Source organism: uncultured Tissierella sp. (assembly GCF_902479755.1).
GTDB lineage: Bacteria > Bacillota > Clostridia > Tissierellales > Tissierellaceae > Tissierella > Tissierella carlieri.
This window is the reverse complement of sequence record NZ_CABSQO010000008.1, coordinates 70,477-95,973: the sequence shown is the minus strand read 5'-3', so window position 1 is coordinate 95,973 and position 25,497 is coordinate 70,477. Positions and strand designations below refer to the sequence as shown.

Sequence of the window (25,497 nt, the reverse complement as noted above, 5' to 3'; positions counted from 1 at the left end):
ATTTTTTTGCTATTTTTTTAACATCAATTAAAATCTATTCCATATTTATCAAGTTTATAGTGTAATCTTTGTCTAGTTATCTTTAATAATGAAGCAGCTCTAGTTATATTACCTCCTGTACTTTCTAAAGCTTTATTTATCATTTGTTTTTCTATTCCTTCAAGCATTTCATCTAAAGATGTGGCACAACTTATATCAAAATTATCCTCAATAAAATCATCATTCTCTTTATTAATCTTATCGTTTAAATATACTGGAAGATGATCTAATTTTATTTCTTCATTATTTCCTACAAAATGAATTGAGGATTCTATTACATGCTGAAGTTCTCTTACATTTCCGGGCCAATTGTAGTCAAGAAACAATTTCATTACTTCATTAGATATACCAATTATCTCCTTGCTATACTTCCTATTATAAAAATTTATAAAATATTCAACATATACCATTATATCTTCTTTTCGTTCCCTAAGTGGCAGTAGTTTTAAACTTATTCCACATAACCTGTAGAATAAATCCTCCCTAATTTGTCCTAATTCCATAGCCTTGACTGGTTCTATATTCATTGCTGCAATTATTCTTACGTCTACTTCCTTTTCTTGACTACCTCCTACTCTACGAACCCTACCATCCTGTAATACCCTAAGTAATTTTGCTTGTAGATTTAGAGGCATGGAATTCACTTCATCTAAGAATAATGTTCCCCCATGAGCTTCTTCAAATAAACCTGGCTTATCTATAGCACCAGTAAAAGCTCCTTTAACTGAGCCAAATAATATAGATTCAAATAGATTTTCAGGAAGTGCAGCGCAGTTCTGTACTATGAATGGTTTATTTCTTCTACTGCTATAATTGTGAATTGATTGAACGTATAGCTCCTTACCTGTTCCTGTCTCTCCATAGACTATAACTGAGGACGTATTATTTGATATTATTTTTGCCTTTTCTATATTATGTAACATTTCCTTATTTGACGTAATTATATCTTCAAAAGTATATATAGGTCCCTGTATTCTTTTGTATCTAACGGAATCTGTTTTAAAGGAATAACCCTTACTTTTTATCTGCTCTTCAATCTTCGTTATATCTTTAGATAGTTCTATTGCACCAAGAATTTTTCCACTTTTTATTATTGGTATTGTAAGGTTTTGAGTATTTATAATCCTTCCCTTATAATCACTAAATACCTGCTCTGATAAATAAATCGGCTTTCCTTCATTGATACATCTAATCATAGTACTATCTTTAGGGTTAATACCAGAATATACTTCTAAAAAATTTCTATTTAATATATTCTCAAGATCATCCTCACAACCACTACTATCAAATCTAGGATTATATCTCACAGAATATACAATTTTTCCATGTCTATCTACTATCATTATGGCATCTACGTAATTCATATTGGTTAGATAATTGTTATCTTTCATTTTTCACCCTCCAGCTTGTCTATAGTCTTATTATATAATATAGATATAACTTATGGCAAATAGCTAACGTATGATCTAAAATATCTTTTTCTCGTCAAAATCTTGTCACAAAAAGGCTCATATCCATTGCAGATATGAGCCCTTAACTTTTTTCTATATTCACTTTTAATAATATTTCTTACAATCCAAATACTCCTGTACTATCCTTAATGTTTCTCCAAATCTTTGGAAATGGACTATTTCTCTTTCCCTTAAAAATCTTAATGTATCAGTTACTCCTGGGTCATCACTTACCATAATTAAATATTCATAAGTTGATCTTGCTTTTTCTTCTGCTGCCATATCTTCGTGTAAATCTGCCACTGGATCAGCTTTTGACTGAATATATCCAGCTGTCCAAGCTTGCCCTCCAGCATTATGAGGGAAAGGACTCTTACCGTGATTTACATAATGAGCTTCAAATGGCGTTCCTTTTATTTGATGTACTGGCGCATCTTTTACTAATCTCCATACTAAGGTTCCAATTATCTCCCAATGAGCTAGCTCTTCTGTACCTATATCTGTCAATATTGCCTTACCTTCATTTGTTGGCATAGTCCATCTTTGAGTTAAATATCTTATTCCTGCTGATAATTCACCATCTGGTCCTCCAAACTGTTCTAATATCATTGCAGCTAATGCTGGATTGGTTGTATCAACTCTTACTGGATACTGCAATTTTTTTTCATATACCCACATAGTTATCCTCCTTTAAAAATTAGTAAAGTTTATTTCCCAAGGCCAAGGTCCATCAATATAGCCCCAAGGATATTTACTCATACCTGTATTTCTTAAAGGACCATATTTTGCTTGATACATAGTTTCTAATTCACTATATCTTTGAGATGCATTGTTGTGAAGTCTCAAAGCCTTTTCATCATTTGGATGAGTATCTAAATATAAAGCTGTCTCCACTAGAACAAAAGATACTTCCATTAACTCTATTAGAAAATCCATCTGTGTTCTATCCATAGCATCTGCACCCACCTTCTCTATGCTCTTCCACAATATATGGTTGATATAATTCTGGGAATAATGTTCCCTTTTTCAATGCTTCTCTCGGACTAAATACTTGATTCATAATTTGAAAGGGGACACAGGCCCTTGCTAGTGCGCCAGGACAACATGGTCTTCCTTCGCCTTCATATTCTCTATCCATTTTCTCTCCTCCTAAAAAAATCTGTTCATTACATATTACGTAGAAAAAAACAAATGGTTACAAACAATAAAAAAGAAGCTAATTATTTAGCTTCCGAAACGGTTCTATTAAATACATTAATTGTTTATCTCTATTATCTTCTTAGTCATATCCTTTCATATCTTCCATATATTTCCCTACGCCCCAAAACATTCCAGTCCCCAATATCAAATATCCTAATCGAGTTATCTATTATTTTTCTTTTTTAAAAGTTGATATTTGTAAGAAAAGCTTCTAATGTCACATTAGAAGTAGCTTTCTTGAAATTAAAAGATAAAAGTAAAGCTTTCCTATTCGTTATAAAAAGACCCCTAAAAAGGGGGCTATTTCTCGGGAAATGATTTTACTAATATTCTTATGACAAAATAAAATAATATTAAAACAAAAAATGTAGTCCCCATTCCATAGACTAATAGTTTAAATAATATAACGTCCATAATGTACCTCCTAAGATAATAGTATCAATACAATACTACCTGCTATAATTGAACCTATTTGCCCAGCTACATTGGCAGATACTGCTTGCATTAAAACAAAGTTTGTTGGGTCTGCTTCTTTAGCTAATTTTTGTATTACTCTAGCTGACATTGGAAATGCTGAAATACCAGCTGCTCCAACCATAGGATTGTACTTTTTCTTCACAAATAAATTTAAAAACTTAGCAAATAATACTCCACCCGCTGTATCGAATATAAATGCAACTAACCCAAGTCCCATTATCTTTAAAGTATCCACGTTAATAAATGCATCTGCTGTCATTGTGGATCCAATAGTTATTCCTAGAAGCAAAGTAACCAAGTTGGCTAGTTCATTTTGAGCTGATTGAGATAACCTCTCTAATACACCAGATTCTCTAATAAGATTTCCAAACATCAAAAATCCTATTAAAGTAACAGATATAGGTGCTATAATCCCCGCAATTATAGTAACTGCTATTGGGAATATTATCTTTACAGTCTTAGATACGTTAACTTGCCTATACTCCATTCTAATCTTTCTTTCTTCTTTTGTAGTCAAAGCTTTTATAACAATAGGCTGAATCATAGGCACCAAAGACATATATGAATAAGCTGCTACAGATATTGGCCCTAGTAGATGCTTGGCAAATCTCGTGGCTACAAATATAGATGTAGGTCCATCAGCAGCTCCTATAATTCCTATGGATGCAGCTTCTTTTATATCAAATCCTAAAAAAGATGCAAATATTATGGTCATAAATATTCCAAATTGTGCAGCTGCACCAAAGAAAAGCATAGATGGCATCTGAAGTAAGGGTGAAAAATCTATCATTGCCCCAACTGCTATGAAAATTAAAGCTGGAAATAATTCATTTAAAATTCCTGCATTTTTAAGTATTCCTAAAATTCCCTCATCGCTAGCTATACCTGGGATACCTGCAACAACAGGTAAATTTGTTAGTATTGCTCCGAACCCTATAGGCAATAACAGCATTGGCTCATAATCTTTTTTTATTGCTAGATAAATAAGTATACCGCCAATAATAAACATAAGTATTTGGTTTAATTCAAGACTTTTAACACCTAATAATAATTGTTCCAAGTTTTATTCCTCCTATTCTATAAATATGAACAGCTTATTATATCATGTATTTACAAATTTTTAAACTTAAAAAGAAAATCCCCAAAACTACAAGGATTTTCTTTTTAAGTCTATGTGAAAGGGAAAATAATCTTATTTCTTTAAAATAGCTGTTTATGGAAAATCTGGAAACCACATTCAATATTGCATAATATTACATGATTATTAAATGATTTTCTACACATAATACTACTACACCAAAGTTTTACAAAATTAAGATTGAAAGGAGATATAAAAAATGACTACAAATAATAATAGTAGTAACAACATTCTTGTTCCACAAGCACGTCAAGCTCTTAACCAAATGAAGTTAGAAATAGCTTCTGAATTAGGTATGGCAAACTATGATTCAATGGATAAAGGTAATTTACCATCAAGACAAAATGGTTATGTTGGTGGATATATGACTAAAAACTTAGTTAGAATGGCACAACAAACTATGGGTGGAACTGGAACTACTAAGTAGTAAGTTCTAAAAAAAGATAGGTCTTTATTGACCTATCTTTTTATATTTTATATTATCTTGATCCTAACTCTTTATCTAATAGATATAGTCCATGGAAATTATCTTTAATTCCCTCTAATTTAAATATTATATCTTTCATACTATTTTCTTCCTCTAGTTGTTCTTCAACAAACCATTGTAAGAATTGAATAGTCGGATATGACTTTTCTTCTTCCGCCATTCCTAATAAATTATTTATTTTTGAAGTAACTAATTTCTCATGTGCAAGAGCTGTTTCAAAAACTTCTAAGAATGAATTATATTCATTTTTTGGTTCTTCCATCGCTTGAGTCATAACTCTTCCATCCATATCATAGATAAAACCATAGAATTTCATAGCATGTGAATATTCTTCTTTAGCCTGCTCTATGAAGAAATGAGCAAATCCATTCATATTTCTATCAGAACAATATGCCGCCATTCCCATGTAATGATATCCAGATGCTAATTCAAAGTTAAATTGATCGTTTAACGCTTTTAATAATTTTTCTGATGCCATAATATGCCTCCTGTTGTTTTATTATTCATATTTATTTAATTCTATATATTCCTTTACTGTTCTATGATACCCTAAGATCTTCCATCTAATCATAAATATGTTATTCCATTAAAATAATATCTAAAATACTATATACTCCATAATTTATTTTATCTGTAGGAGTCATATTATTATCCTTTAAATATCTTATTAAAGATGCTTTCATACCCTCTCCATAGATTCCATCTAAGCTGCCTTCATAATATCCTCTTTGTGCCAACCTTTTCTGAACTTCTAAAACATCTGCACCTCTATCTCCAGGTTTTAGTTCCCTAAATCCTTGACCAAAATTCCCATATAGTCCATTTGTTATGATAACTATAGTATTATGATTCACCATAGAATAGAGCTCTTCCACATCTTTGTTTCTCATACGAATACATCCAGCAGATAAATTCCCACCAATAGAACCTGGTTTATTTGTGCCATGTATTCCATATTTACCCCAGGGAACATTGAGTCCCATCCATCTAGTGCCAAATCCTTCTCCCCACTGTCCCTTTTCTATAATTTTAAATGTTCCTAAGGGAGTTGGTGAACTTGGTTTTCCTGTTGCTATTGGGTATGTTTTTATTATACTTTCGTTTTCTCTATCTACTAATTTAAGTTGTTTCTTATCTACTTCAATTAATATAGTATAATTCGTTGCTTTATCTTTTAAATAGACATCCTCTAAGGTTAACTTTTTCATAGTTGAATATCTATGTATATAGTTTCCTAAAATTAAAAAAACAGTTACTAATAAAATTATTAAAATAAACATTTTAATATCCTTGTTCATTATATCCCCCCTTCCTAACATTAATATGCAGCAATTCCATAAATTAAACTTATAATTTTATTTTCGCTATTATAAAATTGCATAATGTTTAAGGGGTGAATCTTGTTGGTTATCTAAATGTTATTGAAATATTTTTAAAGCCCATACCTTCTAATAATGAAGTAATAATATCAGTGCCATTTTTCTCTGCATCATTTAGTATTCCCTTTTGGATTACTTCCTCTTTCATCTTCTCTTTTTCTTGTATAAGTACTACATATAAATCTTTAAAACTTAGCTTATTAAATATAGAATCTCTCTCATCATAAAAATAAACCTCTTCTTCTGGAATTACATTTTCAAATATTTGTGGTTTATCCATTTTTATTTCTACCGCATCCTTATTTTTTACATTGACTTCTATAGTGCTTAAATCTACACCTGCTTTAATATATCCACTATATTTTACAATAAATTTTTTATTGGTAAAAGGTACACTTATACCACTTAATTGTACTTTGTCCTCGTATTCCACTATATTAGTATAATTATATTTCACAGTAGATAATTCAACTAGTCTAAGGACTTTTTCCTCAATCTTATTTGATAATAAAATAGTCTTTCTATCCATTGAAATTTTTGTATATCCAGCAATTCCTACTATTAATATCACAACGATTATTGCTAATATTAACTTTCCTTTAATATTGTCAAAATACTTCATCACATCACCTCTTAAATATTTTATAGCCCTCTGCATTCTCAGAGAGCTACTATACTATAAATCTGGATTATAAAATTGATAAATGCTATATATGGAAATATTCTCTTTACATAGAAGTTTAACTATATTAGGTATTTTCTGTGTATTTATATTTAATTCTATTCCATTATATTTTAAAACTATATCACTTAATCCCACTAACTCCGATTTACGTAAAACATCTATAATTTTGTTTTCAATAGTAGGTATATTCATTCCACCTAGTAAAAAAAATATCTTCTTCTTCTCATCTGTATAATCTTGGGGGTTTAATTTACTAATTAACATAATTTTATTCATTGCAATAACTCCTTTTTGATTTTATAAAAGACTTTCTATAATACAAATAAGCAAAGAACCTCAATTAAGTCATGCAGCACCCTCCCCAAAACATCTTGTTGTTTATATGGTTTATATCATTAGTTAAAGATTATAATATTATGATTTTAATTTTTAAAATGTTTCATACAAAAATAAATACATTTATCTTTATCCTATTTACCCAATATTTATAAAAAAAAACTTATTTATGACTATTATTTTATTATTAATTTTATTTATATTGTTTATCAATATTAGCCTTGTTTTTATTAGGATTTTCCTTTAGTATATATTATAAATTAAGTAGCCTTTGTATCAAAACTTAGAAAGGATGTTTTTATGAAAAAATATCTAGATAGTTTAAATAAGTCAATATTATTTAGAAATTTAAACAAGGATGAAATAAATGATTTAATCTCTGTAGTCTCATATAGTATAAGTAATTATCAAAAAGATGATGTAATTGCAATAGAAGGAGATGATTGCAACAGTCTAGGTATAATATTGTCTGGCACTGTAGAAATTCATAAACCTTTCCCATCAGGAAAAATTGTAACAATTAATAATTTTGAAGCTGGGAATGTGTTCGGTGAAGCCCTTATTTTTTCTGGAAGTCACAAGTATCCAGCTACTATAATTTCCTCTAGTAATACTGAAATAATGTATATAAACAAAGATGATATAATTAAACTAATGAGGTCCGATGATAGAGTGTTAAATAACTTTGTGTCAGTTTTATCTAATAGAATTTTAATGCTAAATGATAGAATAACAAATCTTTCTTATGATACTGTTAGAAAAAAAATTGCCAATATTATATTAACTGAATACAGTAAGCAGAAAAACAAGCTATTAACACTACCATTCTGTAGAAAAAAAATGGCAGAATTATTAAATATTCCTCGTCCATCTTTGTCGAGGGAATTGATGAAAATGAAAGAAGACGGTATAATTGACTACCATAAAAATAAGCTAAAAATTGTCGACATAGACTTACTAGAAGAATGTTTATTAAAATAGTGAATGTGAATATATTTCCATATAATCCAGTTTATGTATAGAAGATATCTATAGATATAAATTATTTATAGATATCTTCTATTTTTATATCCCCAACTAATTTTATATAATCTAGTTAAGATTGATAATTATTTTTCAAAGGAGGTTTTGTAAATGGGTGATAAACGCAAAATGTTTATCTATGGAGGTATTATTGGACTTATAGGTGCTATTCTTATGAAGCTTGGAAACCCTGGTAATATGGGAATATGCATTGCTTGTTTCTGGAGGGATATTGCTGGAGCCCTTGGTCTGCACAGGGCTGAAGTAGTGCAATATATACGACCTGAAATAATCGGCATAATATTCGGTTCTTTTATTATTTCTTATATGACAGGCGATTTTAAGGTTAAAGGTGGTTCTTCTTCATTAATAAGATTTGTTTTAGGCTTCTTTTTAATGATTGGTGCTCTTGTATTCTTAGGCTGTCCACTCAGAATGCTTCTAAGATTGGGAAATGGAGATTTAAATGCTCTGGTAGGTTTATTTGGATATGTGGCAGGAATCTTCATAGGTGTACAATTCCTTAAAAGGGGATACACCCTTGGTAAAAGTATAGACCAACCCAAAATTGTAGGATTTATTTTCCCGATAATAGCTGTTGTTTTACTTATTTTCTTAGTTGTTAAACCTGCATTTATATTATTTAGTACAGAGGGTCCCGGTTCTATGGCAGCACCTATTATTATATCCTTAGTTTTAGGTGCAATAGTTGGTATCGCTCTTCAAAGAAGTAGAGTCTGTACTGCTGGTGGATTTAGAGATGCTATACTAATTAAAGATTATCATTTCTTATGGGGATTAGTTGGAATTTTTGTATTTAATCTGGCTGGTAATCTTATATTAAATTTCAGTAGCTTTAAATTAGGTTTTGAAGGTCAACCGGTGGCTCATACAAATCATCTTTGGAATTTCTTAGGTATGACTCTTGTAGGTCTTTGCTCAGTTTTACTTGGAGGCTGCCCAATTAGACAAACTGTCTTAGCCAGTCAGGGAGATGGCGATGCTGGTGTTACAGTATTAGGGCTTGTAGTTGGTGCTGCATTTGCTCATAACTTTGGTTTAGCATCCAGCGCTAAGGGTGCTACGGCTAATGGCAAGCTTGCTGTTATTATCGGTATAATATTTGTATTATTCTTAGCTTATAGTGTTGTAATAAATAGTAAAAAAGCTAAATCCCAGTCTAAGGAGGTAAAAATCAATGGCTAATATTATTGATGCTAGAGGTAGGTCCTGTCCTGAACCTGTTATTATGACTAAAAATGAAATTGATATTAATCCTAATATAGCATTACAGGTTTTAGTTGATACCCATGTAGCAGTTGAAAATATTACTAGATTTGTTACTGGAAAAGGGTATAATGTAAATGTAGAGGAAAAAAATGGAGAATATACAATTCATATTAAAAAATAGGTGATTTGATGGAAGACTTTTACTGTGTAGTTACATTTCATATTACCCAACATGCATTAATTTTTGAGAAATTTATGAATGATAAAGGTATTCCTGTAAAGCTGATGCCTGTGCCTAGACAAGTCAGCTCAAGCTGTGGAACAGCTGCAAAGATACCTTGTGAATTAGAATATGATATAAAAAAATTGTGTGAAGATGAAGATGTTCCTATAGATGATTTTCATAAGATTATAAACCCAAAGGGAAAATCTTGGTTTTCTAAGTATATTAATAAATGATTTTCAAAAGAATGCTTCTTTTATTTTGAAGAAACATTCTTTTGTTTTATTTTATAATTTTTATAAAATAAAGCTTGATTTTTCCAAATTTTCATATATAATTAAATTATTGGCAAAAATATGAAAGGAGGTCGTGAAGATGATCAGAATGAATTTTACAATTAACAATAAGGAAAACTTAATAATTTTAACAACACGACCTAGGTACAAGAACTAATTTTTTGCTACTGAATTTGATACCATAGGTGTGTTCACCTATGGTTTTTTATATTCTTGTAATATCCTATTTAGGATATCCGTGTCTCAATATAAAAATAATTTACCATAGGTGCATACCTATGGTTTTTTTATTAAGGAGGGAGATAATGAAAAATTTTAAAAAACTACTAAACTTTATGGAAGGGTACAGGATTATTTATTTATTTGGAATGATATCTATTCTTATATCACAAATACTTACTACTGCCACCCCTCTTATCTTGAGAACCACAATTGATAGCATAATTGGTGATGAAGTAATTAACTCTTCAACCATTCAGAAAATTGTTGATTTCTTAGGTGGAAAAGAATTTTTAAAAGAAAAACTATGGATTATAGGACTTTTACTTATTTCTGTAGCTATTTCGAGAGGAATATTTCTATATTTAAAAAACACTTTAGCTAGTAAATCAGCAGAAAATACTACTAAAAAAATAAGGGATAAACTCTATGATCATATACAGAGACTACCTTATGAATATCATGTTAAATCAGAAACTGGAGAGCTTATACAAAAATGTACATCTGATGTAGATACAATAAAAAGATTTTTATCTATACAACTTGTAGAGGTTGTAGGATCAATGTTTATGTTGATTTTCATACTTTATGTAATGTTCACCATGAACATTAAGATGGCTATGATATCTATAATAGTATTACCTATAACATTTTTGTTCTCATTTATATTTTTTACTAAGGTTAAAAAGGCCTTTGAGGCCTCTGATGAGGCAGAGGCTAGAATGACTACTACTCTTCAAGAAAATTTGACAGGAGTAAGGGTTGTTAAAGCCTTCTCCAGACAAAAATACGAAGTTGATAAATTCGATGAGAAAAATTTAGAATATAAGGATTTAACTTATAAGCTAATAAAAAACTTATCAGCTTATTGGGGATTATCTGATTTACTTAGTATGTCCCAGGTTGGATTTGTTATTATAGTTGGTAGCTACCTTGCATATGAAGGTGAATTGTCACTTGGGTCTTTTGTAGCTTTCGTTAGTTATATTAATATGATAATCTGGCCAGTTAGACAAATGGGTAGAACCCTAACAGATATGGGGAAGGCATTTGTATCATTAAAAAGAATTGATGAAATATTTGCAGAGCCTATAGAGATATTAGATGAAAATAATCATAAACCTAATATCAGAGGTAATATAGAATTTAAAAATGTTTATTTTGAGTATGAGGAGAATAAACCAGTTTTATCAGATCTTTCATTTAATGTTAAAGCTGGTGAAACCATTGCTTTAATAGGACCTACAGGATCTGGTAAATCTTCTTTGGTACATTTACTACCAAGACTATATGAGTATAATAATGGATCTATAAAAATTGATGGTATTGAGCTAAATACTATAGATAAATCTTGGATTAGAAAAAATGTTGGATTAGTACTACAGGAGCCTTTCCTTTATGCTAAAAATATAAGAGAGAATATTAGGCTAGCTAATCCATCTTTAAAAGATGAAAAAGTAATTATGGCTGCCAAAACTGCTTCCATCCATGAAGATATAAAATCCTTTGAATCTGGCTATGAAACTATCGTAGGAGAACGTGGTGTTTCACTATCTGGGGGTCAAAAGCAAAGAATGGCAATTGCAAGAACTATTATTAATGACTGTCCAATTGTTATATTTGATGACTCATTATCTGCAGTAGATACTGAGACGGATATTTCCATTAGAAAGGCTTTAGGCAGTAGAAAAAATAGAGCTACTACTATTATCATATCCCATAGAATTTCAACTGTAGCTGAAGCAGATATGATACTGGTAATAGATAAGGGAAAAATTATCCAAAGAGGCACTCATAATGATTTGATTAATGAGGAAGGGCTATATAGACGAGTATATACCATACAAAATTCATTAGATGATGAAGTAATAAATGCATAGGGGGTGTTAATTTGACACAAGAAAATAATAATCAAGATAAGATACAGATTAATATATGGAAAGATTTCTTTAAATATTTAAAGCCATATAAACTTGAGTTTGGAATATTGGCTTTGATGATGATATGCCTTGGGATATTGGATTCTGTTTTTCCTCTAATGACGAAATATGCTATAGATAATTTTATAGAAAAAAACACTTTAGCTGGAATAGAAAAATTTGGTTTTGTTTATTTTTCTGCAGTAATTGCATTATCTCTTACGGTTTATCTATTCATATCTCTAGCTGGAAAACTAGAAACAAAAATGGCTTATGATATTAGAAGGATAGGATTTGAAAAGCTTCAGCTTTTACCTCTATCCTATTATGATGATAAGGCTGTTGGATGGTTAATGGCAAGAATGACCTCTGATATAGGTAGGCTATCAGAGACCATATCTTGGTCATTGGTAGACCTTGCATGGGGTTTCTCCATGATGACTGCTGTAACCATTGCAATGATTAAATTAAACTTTAAATTAGCTTTAATTACATTATCTGTAATACCGATATTAGCAGTTATCAGTTTTTATTTTCAAAAGAAAATACTAAAGGCTCAAAGAGATGTGAGAAAGATAAACTCCAAGATTACAGCTGCCTATAATGAGGATATTCAGGGGGCTAAAACTACAAAAACATTAGTTAGAGAAGATATTAATCTTCAGGAATTTTCTGAGATAACCACATCTATGAGAGATAAATCCATAAGAGCTACTGTAATTTCCTCTGTTTATCTACCTATTATACTTACTCTAGGTAGTATAGGTACTGCTTTAGCTTTAAATTATGGTGGTAAAGGAGTTTTATTGGGTGCTATTTCTTATGGAACCTTGGTAGCCTTTATATCTTATACAGCTCAATTTTATGAGCCAGTACGTCAGATAGCTGTAATATTTGCAGAACTACAGGCAGCTCAAGCTTCTGCTGAAAGAGTCTTCTCTTTATTGAATGAAGTACCTGCTATAATAGATAGTGGTGAGGTAAAAGAAAAATATGGAGACTTGTTAAATCCTAAAAGAGAACTTTGGCCTGAGATTAAGGGAGCTATTGAATTTAAAAATGTATCCTTTTCTTATAAAACTGGAGAAACTATACTTGATAATTTTAACTTAAAGGTTAAGTCAGGTGAGACTATAGCCTTAGTTGGTGAAACTGGCTCAGGAAAATCAACTATAGTAAATCTATTTTGTAGATTTTATGAACCTACATCCGGTGAGATTTTAATCGATGGTATAAATTATAAAGATATGCCACAAAACTGGATACATGAAAATCTTGGATATGTACTACAAGCTCCTCATCTATTCAGTGGTACTATAAAGGAAAATATTAAATATGGTAATCTAAATGCTACAGATGAAGAAATTATAGCTGCAAGCAAATTAGTTGATGCCCATAGCTTTATTATGGATACTGAAAAAGGGTATGATACTGAGGTAGGTGAAGGTGGAGGTCTACTTTCTACTGGACAAAAACAGCTTATATCCTTTGCAAGAGCTGTGGTTCGTAATCCACGACTATTTGTACTAGATGAGGCTACTTCATCTATAGATACGGAAACTGAAAAGATTATTCAAGATGCTATTCACAAAGTACTAGATGGAAGAACATCCTTTGTTATAGCTCACAGATTATCTACCATAAGAAATGCAGATAGGATTTTAGTTATAAGAAATGGAAAAATTGAAGAAGCAGGAAATCATAAGGAATTGATTAAGAAGAAGGGTTATTATTATAATCTATATACTAATCAGTTCATTGAAGAAAAAAGTATGGATGTATTAGGATAGGTAAAATAGGTAGGTAGGTTTTTAGTCTTCGCTAAAAACCTACCCTTTAACTATTAAAGCTAAGAACATTTCAAAATTAAATTTCTTTGCTTATCATATGAATACCTGCTATAGCACATATTACTTTGGATATAAAATAAACTTCATACATAGGGCTTATAAATTTATATCCCTTTATATCTCCATTTGCATAAATATAAGGCAGTATTATGATTAAAATTCCCAAGACTATTTTTAAAATTCTTTTCATTTCTGTTTTCATAGTATCACCTCTAGAACTTTTCTATTTTCTTATATATAGCAAAATCTATTGACATCTCCTCTTAATGCGTATATCCTATTATATCTTAAATAAAGTAGGTATTCTAAGTTGATTATTACATCATTAACTCCTTTTCTATTATTTCCCTTAACTTAATCCTGTTTTCTTGACTTCCATTTAATTCCATTATCTTCTTTACCCTAGTAGGTTTTTCCGTTAATATTACAATTTTATCTCCTAAGGTTAAAGCCTCTTCTATATCATGGGTTACTATTATACAGGTTCTATTTTCCATTATTCTCAGTTCCTTAAAAAAATCTATTAATACTTGCTTACTATTGATATCTAAGGATTTAAAAGGCTCGTCCATTATAAGTAAGTTCGATGGATAAGCAAAAGCCCTCAATATACTTATCTTTTGTCGCATTCCACCGCTAAGGTCCTTGGGATAATAATATCTGTATTCCTCTAAATTGACTAATTTTAAATACCTTTCCATAGTAGTCTCTATTTTCTCTTTATTCATTTTATTTTTCAAAACAAATTCTATATTAGAACTTACATTATTCCATGGAATAAGCCTGTCCTCTTGAAAAACAAAGGATATATCATCTTCAAATCCTATTATCTCTCCTGAATACTCTTTTATTATTCCTGATATTATATTTAAAAGAGTGGTTTTTCCACATCCCGATGGTCCTAAAATACAGGTAGTCTTATTTTTGGGAAAATCAATGCTAATATCCTCTAATACCTTTAAATCATTATAATTTTTTATTATATTCTTGACTTGATACATAAATTTTTTATCCCTTCCAGCATATATTCAAATATTTTAGAAATAAGAAGAATTACTATTATCCAAGCAAAAACTCCTGAAGTATTCAAGTACATCTTCTGTAATTGCAGATTACTCCCTATGGCATATTTAGGCTGTGACAATACTTCTCCTGCAATTACCATCTTTAGATTAATCCCCAATGCAGAAGATATAATATTATTTAAACTTAGCAAGATACTTGGTATGTAGATATTCTTTATAATAGTAGTCTTATCTACCTTGTATATTTTTGCCATGGCTATAATTTTTTTATCCACGTTTAATATTCCATTTAAAACCGTTTCATATAATATAGGAAATACCATAATAAATCCTACAAAAATCGGTACCATCTCATTATCCAACCATATGAGAGCCAATATAATAATCGCCATAGTTGGTACTGAACTTAAAAAGTTTATTATAGGAACCATTAGATAATATATGGTCTTAGAGATACTAGAAAAAATTCCTATCACCATGGCTAAAAACAATGATATCATAAATCCAATCAAACTTCTTAGGAGAGAATAGCCAATAATAATTAAAAAATTTGAATTTGTGGCTATATCTACAAGACTACTAAAAGTACTCTTTATTGTAGGAAATATCACTTCATTGTCTATAAATATTGATAGCAATATCCATATAATTATTATTAAGATTTTTGAAATGATAGATAATTTCCTATCTTTCAAAATAAATTTTTTCATCAGGCATTTTTCCTCCTATAAAATCCGGTGCAAAATCTAATATTGCTCCATAATAGGCATTATATTCTTCTTTACCATCTCTTATATCAAAGGATTCTATATTAGTCCATATTATCCCTTTCTCTATTGTCTCCTTTGCTACACTAATTCCCAATTCTTCTGCATATTTTCCTAATTCTTCTCCATTTTCCTTTGCCCATTTCCTACTTTCCTCATATATATCAATAAATTCTTTCACAAATTCTATATTATTCTTTATTAAGTCTTCTTTAATTATTAAGCTAGCTTGAGGATAGCCTTTAGTCACTCCTGTTGCATTAGCCCATTCTTGGTTAAGGTCAAAAATCACTTTAGTATCCTGTTTCTTCATCGTCACAGTAGTTAACAAAGGTTCTGCTAAAACGGCTAGATTAGATTTTCCACTGATGAATATAGGACCAACCTCTGAAGCAGCATTTAAATATGTAATCTTCACATTCTTATCTGGAACAATTCCATTTTTAGATAAAACATATCTAAGGACTATATCTGGAGTGAGTCCCTTTCCAAAGGTATAAATTTCCTTATCTTTTAATTCCTCAAAATCCTTTATATCTTCTGTACTAGCTAGATAGAGTGAACCCCATACAGATGTACCTACTATTTTATATGGCAGTTCCTTATTAAATGCCTGAGCTGCTAGATTCGATGGAACTATGGCAATATCTGCTTCCCCTTTTAATATCTTTGTGACTAGTAAATCTGGAGATTTTTCCATTTCATATTCAATAGTTATATTCTCATCAATAATTGGATTTTCTTTAGCCAACTTAGCAGCTGTTAAAGCAGGTGTCCCATCTTGATAACTAAATTTAATAATCTTAGGCTCTTTTTGCAAAGTATCTAATTTGTTACAGCCTGTAAAACCTAGTATTACAATAATTAAGAATAAATACAATAACAATGTTTTTTTCATCTTTCTCATGCTCCTTATATTTTTTAGTCTGACTTTATTGTTGATAAAACCTCTAAGTATAGTTACCCATACTTAGAGGTCTTAATTTATATTTTACCAATCTTTTTGATTAGTATGAAGTAGTTTGTGTGATCTATTTGATAATGGTTTCCCTAAGTATTCCTCATAACATTTAATGACTGATGGATTTTCATGGGAGAAGCGAAGATTATTTACTTTATCTAAACCATATAGTATTTCAGCTCTTTCACCAGCCAATTCCTTACCATCCTCTAGCTGTCCTCTTCCACTAGCGCAGCCTATAGGACAGGTCTAATCTCAACAAAGTCATATTCAGCAGTTCCCACTCTAATAGCCTCTATTAGCTTTCTTGCATTTCCCAATCCACTGGCAACAGCAACCCTAAGTTTTGGTCAAAGCTTGCTTCTTTCCATCCTTTTCTTCCTCTTACTTCCTTAAATGCATCAGGATTAGGATTTTCATTTTTAATCAAATAAATGGTTTGCTGTGCCTGATTTCGCGTAATTATACTAAGCCTACTCATTTTACATCTCCCCCTTCTTAATAATTTATTATTATTTTTATGCCTATATTTTGCCGAACTATTCTGTATATTGATATTATTATATCATACAATTTTATATTGCATGTATTTTTTATTAAAATAGGGAAAAGGCTTCCTTAAATTATTAGTACTTTAATGGAAGCCTTTTTATATTAAATCTTGTAATGAATAACATTAAAATTGTTATATTATCCAATGGTTTATCTACATAATGAACATTGCTACTATGGTAGTTATAGTCAATCCAATAACTACTGGTTTAAAGTTTCTTCTCGTTAATTCAAAAGGATCTACTCCACAAATGGCTGCTGCTGGAATAACTGCCCAAGGTATTAGTGTTCCTCCTCCTACCCATATTGCTGCAATTTGACCTAGGGCCGTAAGAGTAGCTACACCTTTCCCTATTGCGGCTCCAAATAATCTAGCCACAGAACCTGCTAAAGATATACCAGAAAAACCTGAGCCATCTAAGCCTGTTATTGCCCCTACTGATGTAATGGTCACTGCTCCTACTCCAGCATTTAATGGTACAATATTAGCTAAGGCGATACCTAAATCATTTACTAATCCTTGAGAGCCTTCAGGTAAGAATTCACCAATAACTTTTAAAAACCCATCATCTCCTAAGTAAAAAAAAGCTGCTATTGGTATTACCGGACCAAATATTTCAAATCCAAATTTAAATCCTGATACTAAATATTTTGTTATCTCTTCTAAAGCTTTTCCTTTATGAACCAACAGTGAAACTAATACAAGTATAAATATGGCAGTTCCGCCTATTAAAGCTGTGGCATCTCCACCCTGTAAATTGGCTACAAACATAATTATAACATCTATGCCGAATAACATGGGAGTTACAACCGCCAAAGTTTTCTTGGTCTTCATTGTTAGTATGTTTTTTAAGATATCTTCCTCTTCTTTATTCTTAAATCTATTGACTTTTTCTTCTGTTTTTATTTTTCCACTTTTCAAATCTCTCTTTAAAAATATAAATGCCGTAATTGTAGTAACTACGCCCATAACAATTACTAATGGAATACTTGCAGAAATCACTTGTGATACTGGAATACCTGCTGCATCTGCTGTAAGCTTTGGTGCTCCTTGAATAATAAAGTCTCCCGATAATGCTATTCCATGCCCAAATAAATTCATTGTCATAGCCACAGCTAAAGCTGGTAATCCAGCACTAACTGCCACTGGTAACATAACTGCTCCTATTAGAGCTACAGCTGGAGATGGCCAAAAAAACCAAGATATTATCATCATAAGTAATCCTATTACCCAATAAGCTAATGTAGGATTCTTGATTAATTTTGTAAAAGGTGAGACCATTATTTCGTTTATTCCTGTTTTGGTTAGAATCGTACTCATCCCTACTATTACTGAAATAATAAGGATTGTTCCCATTAGTTCCACTATGGCATAGATGAAAGAATTGAAAACTCCCATTATTGCTTGAGATAATGAAGAAGTAGCAATGATTCCTAGTATAAATACTCCTAAAATACATACTAAAGAAGTATCTCTCTTTTTAATCATTACCCCTAATATTAAAAGAGTGAATAGAAGATATACATAATGTAGAGCATTTAATTGAATGTCCATAAAATCCCTCCCATATTCTTTGGTACTTTAGAATATGCAAAAAATAACATGGAGGTGAAGATAAACATTAAAGATATAAAAATATGCTGGTTTCTGTAGAAACCAGCATATTTTTATATTATATATTTTTTTATAATGTTAAACTTTATTAATAAGGATATATAAATTCATTCTCTGGTCTATTTGCTTCTTCTATACTCTCAATTTCAATTAGAGGTATTTTCTCTTCATTATCCTCTATGCTTTTTAAAATTCCACTAATCTTATTCCAAGAACCTTCTTCTAATTCAGATGCCTTATCATAATTACATAAAAAGCCTATAACCTGAGTATCAGCTGCACAGCATACCATCATAAGCCTTCCCATTACAAATTCACTTTGCTTGAATTCATTATTTCTAAAGACAAATCCAGTTAATTCGATAGTTTTCCCTTCATATTTATCTACATTTATATATATTTCATCAATCCATTTTATAAAATTATCTTCATCAAGAATAATTCTACCATCTTCTAAAGAAAGAGTATTTCCCTCATCATCGAGTATATCACTATATATATCAAATATTTCTGATGAAATACTCTCTTCAGTTTCTTTTTCACTATCTGTTTTTGACTCTACTATATTCTTTGAAGTAATTTTATTTAATTTCGCACTTTCAGAAATCATTGTCTTAGGCGGAAATATAAATGCTGTCAGTACAGGAAATAAAAAAATAATATATCTCCCTATTTTAGTATTCTTTCTCCTGACTTTAAAAAGCTCCTTTACCATAAATAGTATTATAAATATAAAACTGATTATAGCAAAACCAATATATGGTATTATGCGAGGATGAACATAGTTAGTCACTGTATTCTTTTTAATTGTCATAAGATAAAATACAGTAAAACCTAATAAAAAGACTAATCTCAAAAAAATATCTATATTTATTCTATGGAATCTTCTTAGCTTCATATTTAATCACCCTAAATATAATATAGTAAAAAAACAAATAGCTGAAAATGTTACATTAAATACAATAAAAGTCAGTTTGATAATGAACCTTTTACTAAAAATATCTGATAACATAATTAAATTCTTAATATCTATCATAGGTCCTAGAATCATAAATCCCATTATACTGCTTAGTGAAAACTGATTTAGGAAACTTCTGGCAATAAAAGCATCTGATGATGAACATAAGGAAAAAAGAAATCCTATGGACATCATAAGTAGAATAGCCGTTACACTATCTCCTCCCAGTTTTAAAATAATATCCTTAGGAATTATGACTTGAAAAAAGCTTGTCAATAATGCACCTATTATCAAGAACTTTCCAACATCGAAAAATTCTTCACCTGCATGTTTGAATATTGTACTTATTTTCCCTTTAATATCTCTATTATCTATATTATTACAATAAACACAATTGCAAAGATTGTCTAATTCATGGCTTTTAACAGTCATTTCCCCCTCAGGAAAAATCAGAAATAAAATACCAGAAATTATTGCAACTATGATACCTATTATTAATCTAAATATCATGATTTGTGGCTGCCCAGGGAATGCATAATATGTAGAGACTATAACTATTGGATTTACAATGGGAGCCGCTAACATAAAAGTTACTGCTGCATATAATGGAACTCCTTTTTTTACTAATCTAGATACAACAGGCACTATGGCACAGTCACAAACTGGAAAAAATAACCCTCCCACAATGGCTACTAGAAATGATATTATTTTATTTTTAGGAAAATACTTAACTATCATATCTCTTGTTACAAATATCTGAATAATAGATGATATAAATACTCCAAGAATTAAAAATGGGAATGATTCCATCAATATGCTTATAAAAATTGTATTTAAAATATATATATTAGAAAAGTCTATGTTAAATTTGCTGAAATCAATTGATATTAAAAGGTTTATAGATAAATAAATTGATGCAACTATTAAAAAGAGTATTGATAACTTATCATAAATCGTCCCTTTCCATATTTTATTTGTTTCTTTATTTTTAGTATAATTTAGAAATTTTTCATGTTCATTAATTTCTATAACTAAACCTGATTTATTTATACTCCCAATTTTTTTATTGATGTCCTCTAACTCATCATCAGATACGCCATCAACATGATTTAAAATAATTAGATCACTATAGGATATCTTATTTATAAGATTATTTCCTAGTATTCCCATTAGCATATTAAACTGCTTGCAATCAATAATATTTATAATCCTTTCAATTCTTGTGTATTTTCTCATACTTTTAGTATCTAATTGATTTAATAATTCTTCAATTGTTTCCATCCCATTTTGCTCAATAATAATCTTATCTGGAGAATATTTATCGACTATTTGCTTTATATACATTTCTTCTAAGGAATTACCCTTTGGAATTTTTTCAATGATTATATTTTCATTTATTTCTTTTTCATTTATTTCTTTTTGTCCCATTTCACATTGTATTATAACTATTTTTTTATCCTTATCTATATTCTCTCCTAAAATAATATTAATCATTGATGTTTTCCCAGAACTCAAAAATCCTGTAACTATTTCTATTCCTGTTTTCATAAACATGTCCTCTTGTTATATATCATGAAATATTTTATTTAATTTATTTTTATTAAGCCCAGTTCCTATAATGGAAACCTTTCCATTATAATTCGGTGATACTTCTGTTATTTGAATATCACCCGGAACATAGTTAAACTGAATCCACCTATTATCTTGGATTTCTACAATTCCTTTCGCCCTTAAAATATTTCCATATTCTTTGGATATATCAAATTTTCTTACAATATCCTCTATCTTATTTTTTGTAAAAATCCTAGGAGTTTCCAACCCCCAAGATTGAAATACTTTATGCGAATTCGATTTTTTTACTTTTTCCTTTACTACTCTGATATTCTTTACTTTTTTATTGATAGGACTAATAGTATTTTTCTCTGCCAATGAAATAATTGTATTTAATTTAAGCTCTTGCCAAGGTGTTGAAACTATATTTCCTCTACTATTAATCTTCTGTATTTGGCTAGTTACAAGTTCTATTTCTTCTTTACCAGTATTATTAGTTCTACTAAGCAAAATAGTCTTAGCATTTTTTATTTGATCTTCAAAAAACTCTCCAAAATTCGAAATATATAAATAAAATCTTTCTACATCAACAACTGTTATCAACATATTAACTTGGATTAAATCTTCTAATCTTTCTGACTTACAAGCTTTAATTATTTCAGATAATTTCCCTACTCCAGATGGCTCTATAATAATTCTCTCTGGATTGATTTTTTCAATTATTTCCTCAATAGATTTCTCGAAATCTTGTGTTAAAGAGCAACATATACATCCTGAATTTATTTCTTTAATTTCTAATCCAGACTCTCTTATTAGCTCTCCGTCTATACCTACTTCTCCAAATTCGTTTTCTATAATTACTACTTTTTCATTATAAAGTTTTTGACTAATCATCTCTTTTATTAAAGTAGTTTTGCCTGCACCCAAAAATCCTGATATAATATCAATTTTTATTTTCATGCATATCCTCCTCTATACATTCAGGGCAATAACCATGTATTTCTAACTTATGGCCTATTATACGAAACTTAGTATTTCGTTGTATTTGACTTTCATATTCCTCTAAGGGACAGTGTCCTATCTTTATCATTTTTTTACATGATAAGCAAATTAGATAGTGACTGTGTTCTTCCATATTTAGCTCATATAGATTTTTATCATCTTCTCCAATACTAGTCTTTATAGCTATATCCTTTAAAACAAAGGTATTTAATATCCTATATACCGTTGAAAAATTCATATTTACATTTGAATCTTGACTTCTTATAAATATTTCTTCCGCAGTAATAGGCGAATCTGTATTCTTCAATATATCTAAAATTACATTTCTCTGTTTCGTATTCTTTATTCCATGTTTACTAAATATTTCCTTATTATCTATTCTTCTCAATTTGCTATCTCCTTTTAATTATCTCAATTTTATTTTATCTTCCCTATAATTAAAGATATCACAAAGCAAATGGCATTTACAATAACTATTGTAGCTCCTGTTGGAAGGTCATAGATAAATGAAATAAGTATCCCTAATAGTACTGATAAAACTGATACTATTATAGATATAATTATAGTATTTTTAAAACTAGTAGATAATTGTAATGCTGTTACTGTTGGAAAAATAATCATACTTGAGATTAACATCGTACCAACTACTCGGATGCCAAGAACTACCGTTATGGATATTAAAATTGATATTAGATAATTTAATTGTTTGACATTTATCCCCATTGTCATAGCAAAATTTTCATCATAGGTAATTGCAAATAAACTATTATAAAATAGAATAATTAATAATAAAATAATTATGGATAAGATTACAGAAAGTATTAGTTCAAAATTGCTGATTACTAAAATACTTCCAAAAAGATAACTAAACAAATCAACATTAAATCCATTTGACAAGGAAGAAATTAGCACTCCTAAAGCCACTGAAAAAGATGATATAAGACCTATAGATGCATCCCCATCTATGTTATTTGTCTCAGTTAGTTTCAATATTATTATTGAGGCTACAGCAACTATTGGTATGGACATTAATATAGGTGACTGATTTAATAATAAGGCCATAGCCACTGTTGCAAAACTTACATGGGCTAATCCATCACCAATCATAGAATATTTCTTTAGTACAAGAAATATCCCTAGAAATGATGAAGAAATCGCTATTAAACTTCCCGCAACAATTGCCTTCATCATAAAATCATATTTTAATATCTCTCCTATTATATAAATTATATTTCCCAATTATATCCCTCCATCTATTTGATCTATATTGATAGGATTTGAGTATCTTCCTATTTCCTTTGAATGGAGGAAGGATTTATATGCGCCATAAAAAATAAGCTCTGTTTCAAGATATAAAACCTTATTTATATAATTTCCTAGAGTTTTCAAATCATGAGATACTACTATTACAGTTACATTATCCTCTTTATTTAATTCTTTGAGAATTCTATAAAGCTCATCTCTCATTTTAGTATCTAAATAGTTAGTGGGCTCATCTAGTATTAATATATTAGGTGAAGATACCATAGCCCGTGCCAAAAATACTCTTTGCTGCTGTCCTCCGGATAAATCACTTATTTTTTTATATCTTAAATCGTATATATCCAGTTTCTTGAGAATAGTATTTACTTTAATATAATCTTCCTCTGTATAGAATTTAAATATTCCTTTTTGTGATAATAATCCTGTTGCAACTATCTCCTTTACTTTTGCTGGAAAAAACTTATCACTTGAAATAGATTTTTGCGGAAGATAGCCTAATCTAGCTTCCCCATGAAAATTTATTCTGCCATCTGTACACTCTATTAATCCTAAAATTGCATTTAATAATGTGGTTTTGCCCGAACCATTAGGTCCAATAATTCCTAGATAATCTCCTTTATATAGGCTGAAGCTAATATCTTTTACTGCTTCATGCCTTCCATATTTTAGAGTTAAATTTTTTACTGATAATATCTCATTCTTCATAGCCAAGTCCTTCTTTTAATCTTTCTAAATTTCCTTTCATAATATCGATATATCTTACATCTGACTCTATCTCTTCCTTAGATAAATTATGTGCACCATGCAATAAAATCATTTTAGCTCCCGTTTCTGACGATATTATTTTAGCTACCTTAGGATCAATTAATTCTTCATAGAATATTGATTTTACCCCTGCATCTTCAATATTTTTAATTAATTCAATAATCATTTTAGGTGTTGGCTCTGCATTAGGAGAAAATCCATTGTATGGTGTAATAAACTCTAGATTATACCTCCTAGCAAAATAACTAAATGCAGAATGCCCACCATAGATAACCTTTTTTGAATTTACCTTCTCTAAAGCTTCTGCAATTTCTTTGTCTAGTAAGTCTAATTGTTTTTTATATTCTTCTGCATTTTTTATATAAAATTCCTTATTCTCTTTATCTGCTTTTGTAAGAGCTACGGTTATGTTATCTATCATTTTTTGTGCATACATAGGATCTAGCCATATATGAGGATCCTTATCACTGTGATCATGAGCATGGTCTTCATTCTCATCTTCTTCATTCTCATGACCCTCATGCTCATCTTCTTCATGCCCATGTCCTTCAAGTAGTTCTACACCTTCACTAGCATCAGTTATTATTAAATTATAGCCTTCAATATTATCTGCTATTTTTTTCGCCCAAGGTTCCATATACTCACCAGTATAAATAAATATATCCGCATTCTTAATATCTACCATATCTTTAGGAGTGGGTTCATATGAATGCGATTCTACTCCTGGTGGAAGTAATAAATTTACATCAACCTTGTCTTTGCCAATTTCCTTTACAAAATCATATTGAGGAAACAAAGTCGTTATAATTTTTAGTCTACCACTATTTATTTCTTCATGATCTGTGTTTTTACTGCAACCTGACATCAATAATATTACAAGAGAAATTATAAATGTCTTCCAAATCCTTTTTCCCTTCACCATATACTCCTCCTCGCTTCTAATCTTATTTTATTTACCACTTAAATGCCAACGCAAATCATTTGCATTTAATTTTTCGTATAAAAAACCTCTTAACTTTTACATTAAGAGTAATTTTATTTATATTTATTATATATAGAGATATATCCTTTGTCAATAATCTATAT

At 29.9% G+C, this 25,497-nt stretch carries 32 protein-coding genes; 7 read left to right on the top strand and 25 right to left on the bottom strand.

Annotated features, from left to right (window positions below; all coding sequences use genetic code 11):
• Positions 1–23: 23 nt before the first annotated feature.
• The 6 genes from RDK80_RS06430 to RDK80_RS06405 all read right to left on the bottom strand — a co-directional run bounded on the left by RDK80_RS06430 (position 24) and on the right by RDK80_RS06405 (position 4,227).
• Positions 24–1,430: a sigma 54-interacting transcriptional regulator gene (locus RDK80_RS06430; RefSeq protein WP_308523794.1), complete on the bottom strand. Its 1,407-nt coding sequence runs from the start codon at positions 1,428–1,430 to the stop codon at positions 24–26.
• Positions 1,431–1,595: 165 nt separating this feature from the next.
• Entirely contained in the window at positions 1,596–2,168 is a 573-nt protein-coding gene (locus RDK80_RS06425; protein WP_308523793.1) for a manganese catalase family protein, read from the bottom strand.
• Between the two features lie 12 nt (positions 2,169–2,180).
• On the bottom strand, positions 2,181–2,441 hold the full coding sequence (locus tag RDK80_RS06420) for a spore coat protein CotJB (protein ID WP_216557552.1): 261 nt from the start codon (positions 2,439–2,441) through the stop codon (positions 2,181–2,183).
• Positions 2,434–2,628 (bottom strand): spore coat associated protein CotJA, encoded by a 195-nt coding sequence (locus RDK80_RS06415; protein ID WP_216557549.1) that lies wholly within the window; start codon positions 2,626–2,628, stop codon positions 2,434–2,436. The genes RDK80_RS06420 and RDK80_RS06415 overlap by 8 nt, the downstream gene beginning before the upstream one ends.
• A gap of 362 nt (positions 2,629–2,990) precedes the next feature.
• The gene (locus RDK80_RS06410) at positions 2,991–3,104 is read right to left on the bottom strand and encodes an OadG family protein (protein ID WP_143598565.1); all 114 of its coding nucleotides are present in this window, start codon (positions 3,102–3,104) and stop codon (positions 2,991–2,993) included.
• A 10-nt stretch (positions 3,105–3,114) separates the two neighbouring features.
• Positions 3,115–4,227 carry a sodium ion-translocating decarboxylase subunit beta gene (locus RDK80_RS06405; RefSeq protein WP_094902046.1) on the bottom strand — a complete coding sequence of 371 codons (1,113 nt, stop codon included), beginning with the start codon at positions 4,225–4,227 and terminating at the stop codon, positions 3,115–3,117.
• A 277-nt stretch (positions 4,228–4,504) separates the two neighbouring features.
• Here RDK80_RS06405 and RDK80_RS06400 point away from each other — a divergent pair, with 277 nt between their 5' ends.
• Positions 4,505–4,732, top strand: a complete 228-nt coding sequence (locus tag RDK80_RS06400) for an alpha/beta-type small acid-soluble spore protein (RefSeq protein WP_094902044.1) — start codon at positions 4,505–4,507, stop codon at positions 4,730–4,732.
• 52 nt (positions 4,733–4,784) lie between these two features.
• Here the strand turns inward: RDK80_RS06400 and RDK80_RS06395 are convergent, their stop codons facing one another.
• The 4 genes from RDK80_RS06395 to RDK80_RS06380 form a co-directional block, all read right to left on the bottom strand.
• Positions 4,785–5,270: a ferritin gene (locus tag RDK80_RS06395; protein ID WP_094902042.1), complete on the bottom strand. Its 486-nt coding sequence runs from the start codon at positions 5,268–5,270 to the stop codon at positions 4,785–4,787.
• Between the two features lie 100 nt (positions 5,271–5,370).
• On the bottom strand, positions 5,371–6,090 hold the full coding sequence (locus RDK80_RS06390) for a L,D-transpeptidase family protein (protein ID WP_094902040.1): 720 nt from the start codon (positions 6,088–6,090) through the stop codon (positions 5,371–5,373).
• A 109-nt stretch (positions 6,091–6,199) separates the two neighbouring features.
• Complete coding sequence (locus RDK80_RS06385) at positions 6,200–6,793, bottom strand: DUF4230 domain-containing protein (protein WP_308523792.1); 594 nt, start codon at positions 6,791–6,793, stop codon at positions 6,200–6,202.
• A 54-nt stretch (positions 6,794–6,847) separates the two neighbouring features.
• Positions 6,848–7,132, bottom strand: a complete 285-nt coding sequence (locus tag RDK80_RS06380; RefSeq protein WP_094902036.1) for a hypothetical protein — start codon at positions 7,130–7,132, stop codon at positions 6,848–6,850.
• A 360-nt stretch (positions 7,133–7,492) separates the two neighbouring features.
• On the opposite strand from RDK80_RS06380, the gene RDK80_RS06375 reads away from it, so the two are divergent.
• From RDK80_RS06375 to RDK80_RS06350, 6 genes are all read left to right on the top strand, one after another.
• On the top strand, positions 7,493–8,173 hold the full coding sequence (locus RDK80_RS06375) for a Crp/Fnr family transcriptional regulator (protein ID WP_216557537.1): 681 nt from the start codon (positions 7,493–7,495) through the stop codon (positions 8,171–8,173).
• A gap of 153 nt (positions 8,174–8,326) precedes the next feature.
• A complete protein-coding gene (gene yedE / locus RDK80_RS06370; protein WP_308523791.1) occupies positions 8,327–9,421 on the top strand; it encodes a YedE family putative selenium transporter in 1,095 nt (364 codons plus the stop codon).
• Positions 9,414–9,626: a sulfurtransferase TusA family protein gene (locus RDK80_RS06365; protein WP_256312824.1), complete on the top strand. Its 213-nt coding sequence runs from the start codon at positions 9,414–9,416 to the stop codon at positions 9,624–9,626. Before yedE ends, RDK80_RS06365 begins: the two co-directional genes overlap by 8 nt.
• Before the next feature lie 8 nt (positions 9,627–9,634).
• A complete protein-coding gene (locus RDK80_RS06360) occupies positions 9,635–9,904 on the top strand; it encodes a DUF3343 domain-containing protein (RefSeq protein ID WP_308523790.1) in 270 nt (89 codons plus the stop codon).
• A 365-nt stretch (positions 9,905–10,269) separates the two neighbouring features.
• A complete protein-coding gene (locus tag RDK80_RS06355) occupies positions 10,270–12,063 on the top strand; it encodes an ABC transporter ATP-binding protein (RefSeq protein ID WP_308523789.1) in 1,794 nt (597 codons plus the stop codon).
• Between the two features lie 11 nt (positions 12,064–12,074).
• Positions 12,075–13,892 carry an ABC transporter ATP-binding protein gene (locus RDK80_RS06350; protein WP_246565676.1) on the top strand — a complete coding sequence of 606 codons (1,818 nt, stop codon included), beginning with the start codon at positions 12,075–12,077 and terminating at the stop codon, positions 13,890–13,892.
• Between the two features lie 76 nt (positions 13,893–13,968).
• Here RDK80_RS06350 and RDK80_RS06345 read toward each other — a convergent pair whose 3' ends face one another.
• The 15 genes from RDK80_RS06345 to RDK80_RS06275 form a co-directional block, all read right to left on the bottom strand.
• Complete coding sequence (locus RDK80_RS06345; protein ID WP_216557522.1) at positions 13,969–14,154, bottom strand: hypothetical protein; 186 nt, start codon at positions 14,152–14,154, stop codon at positions 13,969–13,971.
• A 115-nt stretch (positions 14,155–14,269) separates the two neighbouring features.
• Positions 14,270–14,953, bottom strand: a complete 684-nt coding sequence (locus RDK80_RS06340) for an ABC transporter ATP-binding protein (protein ID WP_216557519.1) — start codon at positions 14,951–14,953, stop codon at positions 14,270–14,272.
• Positions 14,932–15,687, bottom strand: a complete 756-nt coding sequence (locus RDK80_RS06335) for an ABC transporter permease (protein WP_216557516.1) — start codon at positions 15,685–15,687, stop codon at positions 14,932–14,934. Before RDK80_RS06335 ends, RDK80_RS06340 begins: the two co-directional genes overlap by 22 nt.
• Positions 15,662–16,642: an ABC transporter substrate-binding protein gene (locus RDK80_RS06330; protein WP_216557513.1), complete on the bottom strand. Its 981-nt coding sequence runs from the start codon at positions 16,640–16,642 to the stop codon at positions 15,662–15,664. The genes RDK80_RS06335 and RDK80_RS06330 overlap by 26 nt, the downstream gene beginning before the upstream one ends.
• A 93-nt stretch (positions 16,643–16,735) precedes the next feature.
• Complete coding sequence (locus RDK80_RS06325; protein ID WP_216557510.1) at positions 16,736–16,900, bottom strand: iron hydrogenase small subunit; 165 nt, start codon at positions 16,898–16,900, stop codon at positions 16,736–16,738.
• A 41-nt stretch (positions 16,901–16,941) separates the two neighbouring features.
• Complete coding sequence (locus RDK80_RS06320) at positions 16,942–17,025, bottom strand: hypothetical protein (protein ID WP_216557740.1); 84 nt, start codon at positions 17,023–17,025, stop codon at positions 16,942–16,944.
• Positions 17,004–17,186, bottom strand: coding sequence for a hypothetical protein (locus RDK80_RS06315; protein ID WP_216557507.1), 183 nt, complete (start codon positions 17,184–17,186; stop codon positions 17,004–17,006). The genes RDK80_RS06320 and RDK80_RS06315 overlap by 22 nt, the downstream gene beginning before the upstream one ends.
• Before the next feature lie 225 nt (positions 17,187–17,411).
• Entirely contained in the window at positions 17,412–18,812 is a 1,401-nt protein-coding gene (locus RDK80_RS06310; protein WP_216557504.1) for a hypothetical protein, read from the bottom strand.
• Positions 18,813–18,960: 148 nt separating this feature from the next.
• A complete protein-coding gene (locus RDK80_RS06305; RefSeq protein WP_308523788.1) occupies positions 18,961–19,770 on the bottom strand; it encodes a TIGR03943 family protein in 810 nt (269 codons plus the stop codon).
• Between the two features lie 6 nt (positions 19,771–19,776).
• Complete coding sequence (locus RDK80_RS06300) at positions 19,777–21,378, bottom strand: permease (RefSeq protein ID WP_308523787.1); 1,602 nt, start codon at positions 21,376–21,378, stop codon at positions 19,777–19,779.
• Between the two features lie 15 nt (positions 21,379–21,393).
• On the bottom strand, positions 21,394–22,341 hold the full coding sequence (locus RDK80_RS06295; RefSeq protein ID WP_308523786.1) for a GTP-binding protein: 948 nt from the start codon (positions 22,339–22,341) through the stop codon (positions 21,394–21,396).
• Entirely contained in the window at positions 22,325–22,771 is a 447-nt protein-coding gene (locus RDK80_RS06290) for a Fur family transcriptional regulator (RefSeq protein ID WP_256312831.1), read from the bottom strand. Before RDK80_RS06290 ends, RDK80_RS06295 begins: the two co-directional genes overlap by 17 nt.
• Positions 22,772–22,800: 29 nt before the next feature.
• The gene (locus RDK80_RS06285) at positions 22,801–23,622 is read right to left on the bottom strand and encodes a metal ABC transporter permease (protein WP_216557488.1); all 822 of its coding nucleotides are present in this window, start codon (positions 23,620–23,622) and stop codon (positions 22,801–22,803) included.
• Complete coding sequence (locus tag RDK80_RS06280) at positions 23,623–24,351, bottom strand: metal ABC transporter ATP-binding protein (RefSeq protein ID WP_216557485.1); 729 nt, start codon at positions 24,349–24,351, stop codon at positions 23,623–23,625.
• The gene (locus RDK80_RS06275; RefSeq protein WP_308523785.1) at positions 24,341–25,333 is read right to left on the bottom strand and encodes a metal ABC transporter solute-binding protein, Zn/Mn family; all 993 of its coding nucleotides are present in this window, start codon (positions 25,331–25,333) and stop codon (positions 24,341–24,343) included. Before RDK80_RS06275 ends, RDK80_RS06280 begins: the two co-directional genes overlap by 11 nt.
• Positions 25,334–25,497 lie beyond the last annotated feature (164 nt).